This window comes from Streptomyces sp. NPDC096132 (genome assembly GCF_044763345.1).
GTDB lineage: Bacteria > Actinomycetota > Actinomycetes > Streptomycetales > Streptomycetaceae > Streptomyces.
In genome coordinates, this window is sequence record NZ_JBIWGA010000003.1 from 294,242 (window position 1) to 307,803 (window position 13,562).

The 13,562-nt window shown below is 73.4% G+C and carries 13 protein-coding genes; 8 read left to right on the forward strand and 5 right to left on the reverse strand.

Annotated features, from left to right (window positions below):
• Nucleotides 1-28: 28 nt before the first annotated feature.
• Together ACIRF9_RS09070 and ACIRF9_RS09075 are read left to right on the forward strand one after the other, a co-directional pair.
• Nucleotides 29-1,387, forward strand: coding sequence for a wax ester/triacylglycerol synthase family O-acyltransferase (locus ACIRF9_RS09070; RefSeq protein WP_403818467.1), 1,359 nt, complete (start codon nucleotides 29-31; stop codon nucleotides 1,385-1,387).
• Between the two features lie 102 nt (nucleotides 1,388-1,489).
• The gene (locus ACIRF9_RS09075) at nucleotides 1,490-2,983 is read left to right on the forward strand and encodes an SDR family NAD(P)-dependent oxidoreductase (protein ID WP_403818469.1); all 1,494 of its coding nucleotides are present in this window, start codon (nucleotides 1,490-1,492) and stop codon (nucleotides 2,981-2,983) included.
• 76 nt (nucleotides 2,984-3,059) lie between these two features.
• On the opposite strand, the gene ACIRF9_RS09080 is transcribed toward ACIRF9_RS09075, so the two are convergent.
• Complete coding sequence (locus tag ACIRF9_RS09080; RefSeq protein ID WP_403818471.1) at nucleotides 3,060-3,818, reverse strand: SDR family oxidoreductase; 759 nt, start codon at nucleotides 3,816-3,818, stop codon at nucleotides 3,060-3,062.
• A 25-nt stretch (nucleotides 3,819-3,843) separates the two neighbouring features.
• Nucleotides 3,844-4,293 (reverse strand): hypothetical protein, encoded by a 450-nt coding sequence (locus ACIRF9_RS09085; protein WP_403818473.1) that lies wholly within the window; start codon nucleotides 4,291-4,293, stop codon nucleotides 3,844-3,846.
• 456 nt (nucleotides 4,294-4,749) lie between these two features.
• On the opposite strand from ACIRF9_RS09085, the gene ACIRF9_RS09090 reads away from it, so the two are divergent.
• Nucleotides 4,750-4,923: a hypothetical protein gene (locus ACIRF9_RS09090; protein ID WP_403818475.1), complete on the forward strand. Its 174-nt coding sequence runs from the start codon at nucleotides 4,750-4,752 to the stop codon at nucleotides 4,921-4,923.
• Between the two features lie 82 nt (nucleotides 4,924-5,005).
• Here ACIRF9_RS09090 and ACIRF9_RS09095 read toward each other — a convergent pair whose 3' ends face one another.
• Both ACIRF9_RS09095 and ACIRF9_RS09100 read right to left on the reverse strand, forming a co-directional pair.
• Nucleotides 5,006-6,352: an amidase gene (locus ACIRF9_RS09095; protein WP_403818477.1), complete on the reverse strand. Its 1,347-nt coding sequence runs from the start codon at nucleotides 6,350-6,352 to the stop codon at nucleotides 5,006-5,008.
• A gap of 92 nt (nucleotides 6,353-6,444) precedes the next feature.
• Nucleotides 6,445-7,197, reverse strand: coding sequence for a FadR/GntR family transcriptional regulator (locus tag ACIRF9_RS09100; protein ID WP_403818478.1), 753 nt, complete (start codon nucleotides 7,195-7,197; stop codon nucleotides 6,445-6,447).
• 124 nt (nucleotides 7,198-7,321) lie between these two features.
• Here ACIRF9_RS09100 and ACIRF9_RS09105 point away from each other — a divergent pair, with 124 nt between their 5' ends.
• The 5 genes from ACIRF9_RS09105 (at nucleotide 7,322) to ACIRF9_RS09125 (ending at nucleotide 12,024) form a co-directional block, all read left to right on the forward strand.
• Nucleotides 7,322-8,671 (forward strand): L-fuconate dehydratase, encoded by a 1,350-nt coding sequence (locus ACIRF9_RS09105; RefSeq protein ID WP_403818480.1) that lies wholly within the window; start codon nucleotides 7,322-7,324, stop codon nucleotides 8,669-8,671.
• Nucleotides 8,668-9,426, forward strand: coding sequence for an SDR family NAD(P)-dependent oxidoreductase (locus ACIRF9_RS09110; protein WP_403818482.1), 759 nt, complete (start codon nucleotides 8,668-8,670; stop codon nucleotides 9,424-9,426). The genes ACIRF9_RS09105 and ACIRF9_RS09110 overlap by 4 nt, the downstream gene beginning before the upstream one ends.
• A 419-nt stretch (nucleotides 9,427-9,845) precedes the next feature.
• Nucleotides 9,846-10,883 carry an aldo/keto reductase gene (locus ACIRF9_RS09115; RefSeq protein WP_403819019.1) on the forward strand — a complete coding sequence of 346 codons (1,038 nt, stop codon included), beginning with the start codon at nucleotides 9,846-9,848 and terminating at the stop codon, nucleotides 10,881-10,883.
• A complete protein-coding gene (locus tag ACIRF9_RS09120) occupies nucleotides 10,880-11,194 on the forward strand; it encodes an L-rhamnose mutarotase (RefSeq protein WP_403818484.1) in 315 nt (104 codons plus the stop codon). The genes ACIRF9_RS09115 and ACIRF9_RS09120 overlap by 4 nt, the downstream gene beginning before the upstream one ends.
• Nucleotides 11,191-12,024, forward strand: a complete 834-nt coding sequence (locus tag ACIRF9_RS09125; protein ID WP_403818486.1) for an amidohydrolase family protein — start codon at nucleotides 11,191-11,193, stop codon at nucleotides 12,022-12,024. The genes ACIRF9_RS09120 and ACIRF9_RS09125 overlap by 4 nt, the downstream gene beginning before the upstream one ends.
• Here the strand turns inward: ACIRF9_RS09125 and ACIRF9_RS09130 are convergent.
• A complete protein-coding gene (locus ACIRF9_RS09130; RefSeq protein WP_403818488.1) occupies nucleotides 12,003-13,451 on the reverse strand; it encodes a lipase maturation factor family protein in 1,449 nt (482 codons plus the stop codon). The two genes, ACIRF9_RS09125 and ACIRF9_RS09130, sit on opposite strands and share 22 nt — an antisense overlap.
• Nucleotides 13,452-13,562: the final 111 nt, after the last annotated feature.

A 13,562-nucleotide genomic window follows, 5' to 3' on the forward strand; every position in this document is an offset into this window, starting at 1 on the left:
TCACCCGTCGTCGACGCGAGGCAAGCCCTTGTCTGCTGATGATCTCCTGGCACCTCTCGACCTGGCGTTCTGGAACATCGAGTCCCCCGAGCATCCGATGCACCTCGGTGCCCTCGGCGTGTTCTCCGCGCAGTCGCCCACCGCCGGTGCCCACGCGGCCGACCTGCTCGCAGCCCGCGCGGCGGGCGTCCCTGGGCTGCGCATGCGGATCCGGGACGTGTGGCGGCCCTTCGACACCGCGCTGCCGCTCGACCTGCGCCGGCCGCTGGCCCTCGGCGGCGCGGTGCGCGAACCCGACCCGGACTTCGATCCCCTCCGGCACGTCCGCCTGCACGCGCCCACCGCCGACTTCCAGGCCGCGGCCGGCCGGCTCATGGAGCGCCCCCTGGAACGCGACCGCCCGCCCTGGGAGGCACACGTGCTGCCGGGGGAGGACGGCGTGTCCTTCGCCGTGCTGTTCAAGTTCCACCACGCCCTCGCGGACGGACTGCGCGCCCTGACGCTCGCCGCCGCCGTCCTGGACCCCATGGACCTGCCCGCACCCCGGCCCCGCCCCGCGGAGCCCGCCCGGGGCCTGATCCCCGACGTGCGCAGACTCCCCGGGCTGCTGCGCGGAGCCGTCTCCGACGTGGGGCGCGCCCTCGACATCGGCGCCTCCGTCGCCGTGTCGACCCTGGGCGTACGGTCCACCCCCGCGCTCGCCGCCGAACCCACCGGCACCCGCCGCACCGCCGGCGTGGTCCTCGACCTCGACGACGTGCACCGCGTCCGCAAGGTCGTCGGCGGCACCGTCAACGACGTCCTGATCGCGGTCGTCGCCGGGGCCCTGCGCCGCTGGCTGGACGAGCGCGGCGACGGCAGCGAGGGCGTCCGGCCGCGTGCGCTGATCCCCGTCTCCAAGCGCCGCCCGCGCACCGCGCACCCACAGGGCAACCGGCTCTCCGGGTACCTGATACGGCTTCCGGTCAACGACCCCGACCCGCTCGCCCGGCTCGCCCACGTCCGCACGGCCATGGACGCCAACAAGGACGCCGGACCGGGCCGGGGCGCGGGGGCCGTCGCGCTGCTGGCCGACCACGTCCCGGCGCTCGGCCACCGGCTCGGCGGACCGCTGGTCAGCCAGGCCGCCCGGCTCTGGTTCGACATCCTCGTCACCAGCGTGCCCCTGCCCAGCCTCGGTCTGAAGCTCGGCGGGAACCCGGTCACCGAGGTCTTCCCGTACGCCCCGCTCGCCCGCGGCCAGTCCCTGGCGGTCGCCGTCTCGACGTACCGCGGCCGCGTCCACTACGGGCTCGTCGCCGACGCCGAGGCCGTACCGGATCTCGACCGGTTCGCGCACGCGCTGACCGCCGAGGTGGAGACACTCATCACGGCCTGCGGTTCCTGACCGGAACGGGTTTGGAGGAGGGGCCCGGCGCTCCGTAGACTTCCCCGTTCGAAAGCGGGCGCGGTCGGAGCGCCGCACGGGTCAGCAGGGAACGGCAGCGCGATGACGGTGACAGAGGAAGGCACGGCGGCGGCCGAGGAGGTCGTGTACGGGCCCGGCATCGACCCCGAGCGGCTGGCCGTCTGCCTCGGCGTGCTCGAGGAGCTCGACAAGCTGGAGGTGGACCACCCCGACGCGATCGCCGTGCGCCGGGCCACCGCGGGCATCTACCGCACGGTCAAGCAGCGCCGCCGCCAGGAGCGCCGGGCCGCCAAGACCGCCCACGACAAGGCGGTCACGGAGGCCACGGCGACCGGCTCCGCCCAGCGCATCGACGACGAGACCGAGGGCATCCTCCCGTCGTCGGTCACCGAGGCGGGCAGGATCGCGGGGATACTCCAGCGCCCGCGCTCCTGCTACACCTGCAAGACCCGGTACGTGGAAGTCGACTACTTCTACCACCAGCTCTGTCCGGACTGCGCCGCCCTGAACCGCGCCAAGCGGGACGTCCGCGCCGACCTCAGCGGCAAGCGCGCGCTGCTCACCGGCGGCCGCGCCAAGATCGGCATGTACATCGCGCTGCGGCTGCTGCGCGACGGCGCGCACACCACGATCACCACGCGCTTCCCCAAGGACGCCATCCGCCGCTTCAAGGCCATGGACGACTCGGCCGACTGGCTGCACCGCCTGGAGGTCGTCGGCATCGACCTGCGCGACCCGGCGCAGGCCGTCGCCCTCGCCGACCAGGTCGCCGAGGCGGGCCCGCTCGACATCCTCATCAACAACGCGACGCAGACCGTACGCCGGCTGCCCACCGCCTACGCCGCCCTGGTCGACGGCGAGAGCGCCCCGCTGCCCGCCGGTGAGCTGCCCGCCCACCACGTCATCGGCGCCTTCAACTCCGGCGCCGTCGACGGACTCGCCGCGCTGCCCCTCGGCACCAGCGGCCTGGACGCGCAGAAGGTCGCCGACCTCGCCCTGGTCGCGGGCAACGCCAGCGTCGCCCGGCACCTCGACGGCACCGCCATCGACGCGGGCGGTCTGGTCCCCGACGTCGTCGAGAGCAACACCTGGGTGCAGACCATCGAGCAGATCTCCCCGGTGGAGCTCCTCGAGACCCAGCTGTGCAACTACACGGCGCCCTTCATCCTGATCAGCAAGCTGCGGCCGGCCATGGCCGCGGCCGCCCGCGCGGCGGCGAGCGGGCGCGCGTACGTCGTGAACGTCTCGGCGATGGAGGGGGTCTTCGGGCGGGGCTACAAGGGCGCGGGACATCCGAACACCAACGCCGCCAAGGCCGCGATGAACATGGTCACGCGGACCAGTGCGGCGGAGATGTTCCAGGCCGACGGGATCCTGATGACCTCCGTCGACACCGGGTGGATCACCGACGAGCGGCCGCACTTCGACAAGCTGCGGTTGGCGGAGGAGGGGTTCCATGCGCCGCTGGATCTTGTCGACGGGGCGGCTCGGGTCTATGACCCCGTTGTGCGGGGTGAGGCTGGGGAGGACGTGTACGGGGTCTTCTTGAAGGACTACGTGCCGGGTAAGTGGTAGTGATTTCGGGTGCGGGTTTGTGGGGGCTGGTCGCGCCCACGCGGCGGAGCCGCAAATTTACACAGCCCCGCGCCCCTCAGCGTGCGATGCGTGCCGCTCGTGATCTCGTACCGCCGTCCACCAGTAGGTCCGTGCCTGTGATCCAGTCGGCGTTGTCCGAGCACAGCCACAGCACCGCTCGCGCCACGTCCTCCGGCTCGCCGATCCGTTCCAGCGGTAAGCCCGCCGCTATCTCCCCCTCTCCCGGCTCCCACACGAACCGTGCCATCTCGGTGCGTACGAGGCCGGGGGAGACCGAGTTGACCCGGACGCCCGGGCCCAGTTCTCCGGCCAGTTGCTGGGTGAGGTGGAGGAGGGCCGCCTTGCTGGTGCCGTAGGCGCCCACGCCGGGGCCCACGTGGCCGGCGCCCTCCGTGCAGATGTTGACCACCGTTCCGCCGTGCTCGCGCATCCAGCCGTGCCAGGCGCACTGCACCAGCCGCAGCGGTGCCTCGACGTTGATCGTGAAGGCCTCGCGCCAGACGTCCGGGTCGGCGGCCATGAGGGGGCCGTACGGCTGGTTCGTCGCCGCGTTGTTGACCAGGACGTCCAGTCGGCCGAACTCGCGCAGGCAGAGGTCGGTGAGGGCCTCCGGATGGCCGGGGTCCGCGACGCTGCCGGCCAGTCCGGTTCCGTCGAGCTCGGCGGCGGCGCGCCGCACCTCGTCGGGGTCCCGTGCGCTCACGCACACCCGCGCCCCCGCGTCCGCGAGGGCCCGTGCCACCGCCCGGCCGATGCCGCGGGTGGCTCCGGTGACCACGGCGGCCCTGCCGCGCAACCCGTACGACGACGTCATCGGCGTACGGTCTCACGGCGCACCCTCAATCGACAGCCCCGAGACGTGAGTTGCGGTCGGCGACCAGTTCCAGCACCGTCCGCCAGTCCTCGAGGACGCCCGCGTCGAAACCGGCGGACAGGCCGTCCTCGTCGGCCTGGCGCAGGCGGTTCAGGTCGTCGTCGGCGGGGGCGCCGAGCCAGGGGTGCAGCCGCAGCAGGTGCGAGACGCGGGGGCCGAGCAGGGGGCGTACGGCGTCGGCGGCACGCTCGGCGCGGCCGACGGGGTCGGTGGGACGCAGGAGGTGCCCGATGGGGTGGACCAGCCCGGTCAGCTGGAGTTCCTTGTCCGCGGGACGACTTCGGCGCAGCAGCGCCGCCGTCTGCAGCGCGTGGTCGTGCAGGTCGACCCCGTGGGCCGGACCCTCCGGTGTCTCCCGTACGCCCCGGCACGCGTACAGCAGGTCCATCAGCTCCTCGACGCTGCGCAGCTCCATGCGTCGGTCCTCCCGCGAGACAGCCGTTCGGTACCTCAGCAGATCATGGCCTGCTTTCGACCGGGCGAACGGGACTTGAACGACACGACAGGCCCGTGGCCGCGTTCGGCTTTGTACGCCGGACGGGTGAACTCGACGCGTACATATGTGACGAAAGGGGTTCAATTCACCTGCGAGGATACGCAGGTGACGCGCCATGGTTACCCCAAATTTTCGGCCCTATCGAGCGGCACCCCGCTCATTTGGTTAATCTGTAGCGGACGGACAGCAGGACGGAGTGCCACCCACACCCACCGTCCGTCTGGGACAAGCCGGTTCACAACGGCCAGCTCTCCTAGGAGTCACCGGCACCACCGCGTCGCCACCGACTCCAGCCAGACCCCAGGGAGCGTTGACAGCCGGACCGCAGACTGGCCGGCACGCCCCGAGGGTGACCCGACACATAAGGAGTGCGCGGTGACACCGGAGAAGACGAATCGCGAACCACGCCCCAAGGAACGCACGGAGCGCGCCGGCCGCAGGCCCGGTGAGATCGGCAGCCTCGACGTGTGGGCGCGCTCCGCCCCGATCCGCCTGGCGGGCTACGAGGAGGACCTCGCCGAGGACCACATCCTGCCCAGCGTGGACTGAGCCCGGCCGGACCCTCGCGATTCCCCCCGCATGGGCGTGTGCGCACCCGGACCACGCCCATGCGGACCCCGACCGCTCGCGCTCAGTCGAGCGGCGCCGTCCGCCGCCACGGACGCAGACCCTCCAACTGCTCCGCCACCCGCAGCAGTTCCGCCTCCGACCCCGGCCGCCCCACCAGCTGTACGGCGGCCGGCGCACCGGACGGCAGGGTGCCGAACGGAACCGCCATCGCGGGCCACCCGGTCAGGTTCCACGGCGGGGTCAGCGGCGAGTAGTTCGTGTTCACCAGGACATTGCGCAGCCAGCCCCGCTCGTGCCACGGCTCCGACCGCGGCGAGCGCCGCGCCAGCGCCGGGGTGAGCAGTACGTCGTACTCCTCGAAGAACGGCTCGAGGCGCCGGCGCAGCTCCTCCCGTGCCGAGCCGCCCCGCACCCCGTTCAGGAAGCGCCTGCCGAGCGCCGCGTGCACCCGGGTGCGGCGGGTCAGCAGCCGCGGGTCGAGCGCCGCCGCGTCCACCGCCGTGCCCGCCGTCCAGTGGGCGAGCGAGGTGACGCCCAGCGAGAGCGGATACCGCGGGTCGGCCCGGCGCACCTGATGGCCCGCCTTCATCAGCACGCCGGCCGCGTCCCGGGCCGCGGCCGCGTACGGGGCGCTCACCGTGACGCCGGCCAGCGGGCTGCGCACCGACACGGCGACCCTCAGCGCACCGGGCTCCCCGTCCCGCCGTACGGCCCCGGTGTCCGCCAGGACCGACAGCATCAGCCGGGCGTCCTCGACGGTCGTGGCCAGCGGGCCGTTCTCCGACATCCCGAACCAGTCGCCGTCGCCGATGCCCGCCGGCACCACCCCGTGGCCCGGCTTGATCGTCACCAGACCGCAGTTGGCGGCCGGTATGCGCAGCGAGCCCATGCCGTCGTTGCCGAGCGCGATCGGCACCATCCCCGCGGCGACCGCGGCCGCGCTGCCGCCGGACGAGCCGCCCGCCGTGCGCGAGGTGTCCCACGGATTGCGGGCGGTGCCGTGCACACCCTCCGTGGTGCCGAAGACACACAGCTCCGGCACGTTCGTCAGACCCACGACCACCGCGCCGGCCGCCCGCAGCCGGGCCACGGTCACATGGTCGGCGTCCGCCGGGATCTCCGGGGTCGCGGCCGAGCCGACCCGCGTCGACTCGCCCCGAACGGCCAGGTTGTCCTTGACCGCCACCGGCACCCCGGCCAGCGGCAGTTCGGCCAGATCGCCCCGGGCGGCCACCTCGTCCGCCTCGGCGAGCGCGGCCTCGGCCCGCACCACCCGGAACGCCCCGATGCCCCCGTCCAGCCGTTCGATCCGCGCGAGATGCTCCGCCACCACCTCGCGCGCAGTGGCCTGCTTCTCCCGCACGGCGGCGGCGATCTCGACGGCGGTCCGGCCGACCCAGGTGGTCACGGCAGCTCCTTGGCGCTACTGGTGAGTACGTAGGGAGAACTGTGCCCCGCCCGGCCCCTCGCGTCGAGGGTCCGCCCGTATCGCAGCGGGGCTCAGGAACCCACCTGCGCCCTGAGCCACTCCTCCACCTCGCCCACATGAGCGGCCGCCGCCGCCCGGGCCGCCTCCGGGTCGCGGGCGGCGAGCGCGCGATGGATGGCGGTGTGCTCACGGCGGGTGCGGTCGAAGGCGCCCTCCTCGCGGTAGCCGCGCCAGACCCGGGCCCGCAGGGTGCGCGAGGACAGGCCCTCCAGGATCGCCGCCATCGTCTCGTTGCCCGCCGCCCGGGCGATCTCGCGGTGGAAGGCGAGATCGTGGGCGAGGATCTCCTCCGGGTCGTCCGTGGCGTTCATCGCGGCCAGATGGCCCTCCACGACGGCCAGTTGCCCGGGTGTGATCCGGGCGGCGGCCAGCGCGGTCGCCGTGGACTCCAGGATCCGCCGGACCTCGAGCAGCTCCACCAGCCGGGGCCCGCGCGAGAGATCGGCGACGACCCCGAACGTCTCCAGCAGACCACCGGCCTGGAGCTGCGTGACGTAGATGCCGGAGCCGTGCCGGGCCTCCAGCACGCCGAGGACCGTCAGCGCCCGGATGGCCTCACGCATCGAACTGCGGGAGATGCCCAGCTGGACCGCGAGATCACGCTCCGTCGGCAGCCTCTGGCCCGGCTCCAGCAGCCCTTCGCCGATCATCGCCTTGATCCGCTCGATGGCGCGCTGGGTCACCGTGCCCTTCGGGGCACCCCCGCCCTGTCGCGGCTCGTCCACGTGCTCTCTCCTGTCGCCGGTGCCGCGCAGTCTAGCCATCGATGTGGTCTGACCACTTGGGTCAATCATGCGGCTGTTTCCCGGTTGAGGGCTGTTGTCAGACGGAAGTGGTCTGATAAATATGCGGCTGTCGCATGAGTACGCCAGATAGAGGAGCCGGCCGATGGCGCCGCCGACCACCGCCCGCGTCACCGCGGTCGAGACCCACGACGTCCGCTTCCCCACCTCGCGCGAGCTCGACGGCTCCGACGCGATGAACCCGGACCCCGACTATTCGGCCGCCTACCTCGTGCTGCGCACGGACGCCGCCGACGGCCCCGAGGGACACGGCTTCACCTTCACCATCGGCCGGGGCAACGAGGTGCAGGTCGCCGCCGTCGAGGCACTGCGCGAGCATGTCGTCGGCCGGTCCGTCGACGAGCTCTGCGCCGACCCGGGCACGCTCAGCCGCGACCTGATCGGCGACAGCCAGCTGCGCTGGCTCGGCCCCGAGAAGGGCGTGATGCACATGGCGATCGGCGCGGTCGTCAACGCCGCCTGGGACCTCGCCGCCAAGCGCGCGGACAAGCCCCTGTGGCGGCTGCTCGCCGAGGCCGACCCCGAGTGGCTGGTGAGCCAGGTCGACTTCCGCTACCTCACCGACGCCCTCACCCCCGACGAGGCCCTCGACCTGCTGCGCCGCGGCCGGGACGGCGCCGAGGAGCGCACGGCCCGCCTCCTGGAGCGCGGCTACCCCGCCTACACCACCTCCGCCGGCTGGCTCGGCTACGACGACGAGAAGCTGACCCGGCTCGCCACCGAGGCCGTCGCCGACGGCTTCCGGCAGATCAAGCTCAAGGTCGGCGCGGACCTCGCCGACGACGTACGGCGCTGCCGCGTCGCCCGCGCCGCCGTCGGACCCGGCATCCGGCTCGCTGTCGACGCCAACCAGCGCTGGGACGTCGACGAGGCCATCCGCTGGACCCGGGCCCTCGCCGAGTTCGACCCGTACTGGATCGAGGAGCCCACCAGCCCCGACGACGTCCTCGGCCACGCCGCGGTCCGCAGGGCCGTCGCCCCCGTCAAGGTCGCCACCGGCGAACACGTCCAGAACCGCGTGATCTTCAAGCAGCTCCTCCAGGCCGACGCCCTCGATGTCCTCCAGCTCGACGCGGCCCGCGTCGGCGGCGTCAACGAGAACCTCGCGATCCTGCTGCTCGCCGCCAAGTTCGGCGTCCCGGTCTGTCCGCACGCGGGCGGCGTCGGCCTGTGCGAACTCGTCCAGCACCTGTCGATGTTCGACTACGTCGCCCTCACCGGCACCACCGAGGACCGCGTCATCGAATACGTCGACCATCTGCACGACCACTTCCTCGACCCGGTGGTGATCCGCGAGGGTCACTACACGGCGCCGACCGCGCCCGGCTTCTCGGCCGCCATGCGGCCCGAGTCCATCGCGCGGTACACCTACCCGGACGGCACCTTCTGGGCCGCCGACCGGGATCCCGCAGGACGGAAGGAGAGCGCGGCGTGAGCGACTTCGAAGGGCTGAGCGCCCTGGTGACCGGCGGCGCGTCCGGCATCGGCCGGGCCACCGCCGAGCTGCTGGCCGAACGCGGCGCCCGGGTCGCCGTCCTCGACCTCGACCCCTCCGGCGTCGACAAGCCCCTCCTCGGCTTCCGCGCCGACGTCACCGACGACACCTCCGTCCGCGAGGCCGTCGCGGCCGCCGTCGCCGACCTCGGCGGCCTGGACGTACTGGTCAACAACGCGGGCATCGGCGCCCAGGGCACCGTCGAGGACAACGACGACGCCGAATGGCACCGCGTCCTCGACGTCAACGTGGTCGGCATGGTCCGCGTGGCCCGCGCCGCCCTGCCGCACCTGCGCGTCTCCGACCACGCCGCGATCGTCAACACCTGCTCCATCGCCGCCACCGCGGGCCTGCCGCAGCGGGCGCTGTACAGCGCGACCAAGGGCGCGGTGTACGCGCTGACCCTCGCCATGGCCGCCGACCACGTCCGCGAGGGCATCCGCGTCAACTGCGTCAACCCCGGCACCGCCGACACCCCGTGGATCGGCCGCCTCCTGGGCGCCGCGGACGACCCGGCCGCCGAACGCGCCGCCCTGGAGGCCCGCCAGCCCACCGGCCGTCTGGTCAGTGCCGCCGAGGTCGCGGGCGCCATCGCCTACCTGGCCAGCCCCCTGTCCGGCGCCACCACCGGCACCTCCCTCGCCGTCGACGGCGGCATGCAGGGCCTCCGACTCCGCCCGGCGACGAACCGATGACCGGCACCCCCACCCGCGGAGGCGACCCGGTGGCCGGCCCGGGCCAGAGCGACGACCCGACGACCGCCCCCGGCCCCAGCGGCGGCCCGGCGGCCGCGCCCGGCTCCGGTGGCGGCTCGGCGGCCGCGCCCGGCTCCGGTGGCGGCTCGGCGGCTGCGCCCGGCTCCGGTGGCGGCTCGGCGGCTGCGCCCGGCTCCGGTGGCGGCTCGGCGGCTGCGCCCGGCTCCGGTGGCGGCTCGGCGGCCGCGCCCGGCTCCGGTGGCGGCCCGATGGCCTCCCTCGGTCGCGGCCGCGACTCGGTGACTGCCCCCGGCTCCGGCGGCGATCCGGCGACCGCGCCCGGCTCCGGTGGCGGCCCGGTGGTCGGCCCGGGCCAGAGCGGCGATCCGGCGACCGCTCCCGGCCCCGGCGGCGGCCCGATGGCCTCCCGCGGCCGTGGCGGCGGCCCGGTGGTCGGCCCGGGGCAGAGCGGCGGTCCGACGACCCCCCTCGGCCGCAGTGCCGTTCAGGTCACCGGTCTCGGCCTCGGTGCCGCTCCGCTCGCCAACCTCTACACCGAGGTCACCGAGGAGCAGGCGTACGGCACCGTGGCCGCGGCCTGGCGTCGGGGTGTGCGGTACTTCGACACCGCGCCCCACTACGGGCTCGGGCTGTCCGAGCGGCGTCTCGGCGCGGCCCTGCGCGAGCATCCGCGCTCCGCGTACACGGTGTCGACGAAGGTGGGCCGCCGCCTGGAGCCCGTCTCGGACGGCGGCGACGACCTCGCCCACGGCTTCGCCGTACCCGCCACGCATCGGCGGGTGTGGGACTTCAGCGCCGACGGCGTACGCCGCTCGCTGGAGGACTCCCTCGAACGGCTGGGCCTGGACCACGTCGACGTCGTGTACCTGCACGACCCGGACGACCACGCCGAGCAGGCCTTCCGCGAGGGCTACCCGGCCCTGGAGCGCCTGCGCTCGGAGGGCGTGGTGGGCGCCATCGGCGCAGGGATGAACCAGGCCGAGATGCTCACCCGGTTCGTCCGCGAGACGGACGTGGACGTGGTGCTCTGCGCGGGCCGCTACACCCTGCTCGACCAGCGCGCGAGCGCCGAACTGCTGCCCGCCGCCGTCGAGCGGGGCGTCTCGGTCGTCATCGGCGGTGCCTTCAACTCGGGCCTGCTGGCGGACCCCCGACCCGGGGCGACGTACAACTACGACCGGGCGCCCGCCGAGTTGCTGGAGAAGGCCCTGCGGATGAGGGCCGTCGCCGAACGCCACGGCACCACCCTGCGGGCCGCCGCGCTCGCCTTCTGCGCGGCCCATCCGGCGGTCGCGAGCGTCCTGGTCGGTGCCCGCTCCGCGGCCGAGGCCGACGACTGCGCCGAACAGTTCGCCACCCCCGTCCCCGCCGCCCTCTGGGAGAAGCTGAGGGACACCGGACTGCTCCCTTCGGAGTCCTTGGAGGAACCGTCATGAGGGTCGCCCTGCACACCAGGGTCCGCGCCGACCGCATCGCCGAGTACGAGGCCGCGCACCGCGAGGTCCCCAGGGAACTGACGGACGCCATCAGCGCCGCCGGAGCCACCTCCTGGACCATCTGGCGCAGCGGCACCGACCTCTTCCACGTCCTGGAGTGCGAGGACTACGCCCGTCTCCTCGCCGAGCTGGAGAAGCTGCCGGTCAACGTGGCCTGGCAGGCCCGTATGGCCGAACTCCTGGACGTCGTGCACGACTACTCCGACGCGGGCGCGGACGCCGGTCTGCCGGTCGTGTGGGAGCTGCCGTGACCGTCGACGCCCACCACCACGTGTGGGACCTGTCCGTCCGGGACCAGGACTGGATCGGCGCGGGCAGTCCGATCCGCCGCGACTTCACGATGGCGGACCTGGAACCCGAGGCCCGCGCGGCCGGAGTCGACCGCACGGTCCTCGTCCAGACGGTCACCGTCGCCGAGGAGACCCCGGAGTTCCTCGCGCTCGCCGCCGCCCACGAACTGATCGCGGGAGTCGTCGGCTGGACCGACCTCACCCGCCCCGACGTGGCCGGCGAACTGGCCCGGCTGCGGGAGCTCCCGGGCGGCCGGTACCTCAAGGGCATCCGGCACCAGGTCCAGGGCGAACCCGACCCCGGGTGGCTGCTGCGCCCCGACGTCCACCGGGGCCTGGCCGCCGTGGCCGACGCGGGCCTGGTCTACGACCTGGTCGTCCTCCCGCGCCAGCTGCCCGCCTGCGCGAAGGCGGCCGCCGCCCTGCCCGGACTCACCTTCGTCCTCGACCACCTCGGCAAACCGCCCATCGCCTCCGGCGCCCTCGAACCCTGGGCCTCCGACGTCCGTGCCCTCGCCGCCCTCCCCAACTCCGTCTGCAAGCTCTCCGGCATGCTCACCGAGGCCGACCCCGCAGCCTGGACCGCCGACGAACTGCGCCCGTACGCGGACACCGTCCTGGACGCGTTCGGCCCGGACCGGCTGATGTTCGGCTCGGACTGGCCCGTGTCCACGCTCGCGGCCCCGTACGGCGCGGTGCTCGACGTCACGGCCGCCCTGCTGAGCCCCACCGAACGCGACCGGATCCTCGGGACCACCGCCGTCCGCGTCTACGGCCTCCACGACTCCTGACCCGGCTGGAACCTCTGGGCCGCCGCCGTCAGCCGCGTCGGCGGCAGGTACTCGCGCACGTACGTCCGGTCCCAGCAGGCGCCCGTCTCCCTCAGCTCCCGCCAGGTGGTGTACCGGTAGCGGAACAGACGGGCGCGGACGTAACGCGGCGGTTCGTCGGGCGGGAAGGGGGAGCGGCGCAGCAGCCTCAGGGTGTCGCGGTCGTTCTCCAGCAGCCGCTCCACCAGCGCGCCGAACCACGGGCCGGCGTACGCCGGGGAGAGCGCCGCGAACCACATCAGCCAGTCCAGGCGCAGATGGTAGGGGGCGAACTGGCGCGGCCAGTGCCGGGGATCGCCCGGCTTGCCCCGGAACTCGTACTCCCGCCAGTCGGAGTCCTCACGCGGCACGTCGTCGAGCGTGCCCTCGACCACCACCTCGTAGCGGATCCGGCTCACGCTGCCGAACGCGCCGTAGGTGTTGACCAGGTGCAGCGGATCGAACGAGCGGTTCATGACCTGGCGGCGGGAGAGCATGTTGACCACCGGGTGGTAGCTGAGGAGGACGATCAGCGCCGCCGCGGCGAGGACCACCACCTCGTACCAGAGCGGCGGACCGGCGACCCGCCGGTGGTCCGTGGGCAGGTCCAGCGCGGGCACGGCCAGCACCACGGTGATCCAGTTCAGCCAGGAGAAGTTGCCCGACAGGATCAGCCACAGCTGGGTCAGGATCATCAGCGACGCGGCCGCCGTGGCCACCGGCTGCGGAGTGAACAGCAGGAACGGCACGAGGAGTTGCGTGACATGGTTGGCGGCCACCTCGACCCGGTGCAGCGGCTTCGGCAGATGATGGAAGAACCAGCTCAGCGGGCCGGGCATCGGCTGGGTCTCGTGGTGGTGGTACAGACAGGTCAGCTTCCGCCAGCAGGCGTCGCCCCGCATCTTGATCAGGCCCGCCCCGAACTCCACCCGGAACAGCAGCCAGCGCAGCAGGAAGAGCACGACGATCGGTGGGTCCACCTCGTCGTTGCCGAGGAACACCGCGAGGAAGCCGGTCTCCAGCAGCAGCGACTCCCAGCCGAACGCGTACCAGGTCTGGCCGACGTTCACGATCGACAGGTACAGCGCCCACGGCACCAGCCACAGCAGCATCCCCGCCCACAGCGGGAGCCGGCTGTCGAGCCCCGCCAGCAGCGCCGCCGACACCGCGCACCCCGCCCAGGCGCAGCCCGCGAACAGACGGTCGGAGTAGCGCCACTGGAACAGACTCGGCGCCCGCCGGAACGGCACCCGCTCGACGTAACGGGGGACCGGCAGCATCCCGCGCTCGCCCAGCAGCGCCCGGAACTGCAGGGCCGCCGTCAGGAACGCGACCAGGTACACACCGGCCAGCGCCCGCTGGAACACCAGTCGGCTCAGCCAGTAGTCGGGTGCGGTGAACCAGTCCACGGCCGCGCTCTCCTTCTCTCCGTTCCGACCATCGTGACGGTGCGTGTTCCAAGCCTCCGCTTGCGTAACCCGAGCGAGTGAAGCAGACAATAGTGGGCGAATGGCCCACTT

What these genes read in the sequence shown, in the direction of transcription:
- ACIRF9_RS09105 (WP_403818480.1), top strand. Translation starts at nt 7,322, where the DNA reads ATGGCGCCGCCGACCACCGCCCGCGTCACCGCGGTCGAGACCCACGAC.
- ACIRF9_RS09080 (WP_403818471.1), bottom strand. Translation starts at nt 3,818, where the DNA reads ATGACGTCGTCGTACGGGTTGCGCGGCAGGGCCGCCGTGGTCACCGGA.
- ACIRF9_RS09100 (WP_403818478.1), bottom strand. Translation starts at nt 7,197, where the DNA reads ATGGCTAGACTGCGCGGCACCGGCGACAGGAGAGAGCACGTGGACGAG.
- ACIRF9_RS09075 (WP_403818469.1), top strand. Translation starts at nt 1,490, where the DNA reads ATGACGGTGACAGAGGAAGGCACGGCGGCGGCCGAGGAGGTCGTGTAC.
- ACIRF9_RS09085 (WP_403818473.1), bottom strand. Translation starts at nt 4,293, where the DNA reads ATGGAGCTGCGCAGCGTCGAGGAGCTGATGGACCTGCTGTACGCGTGC.
- ACIRF9_RS09115 (WP_403819019.1), top strand. Translation starts at nt 9,846, where the DNA reads ATGGCCTCCCGCGGCCGTGGCGGCGGCCCGGTGGTCGGCCCGGGGCAG.
- ACIRF9_RS09120 (WP_403818484.1), top strand. Translation starts at nt 10,880, where the DNA reads ATGAGGGTCGCCCTGCACACCAGGGTCCGCGCCGACCGCATCGCCGAG.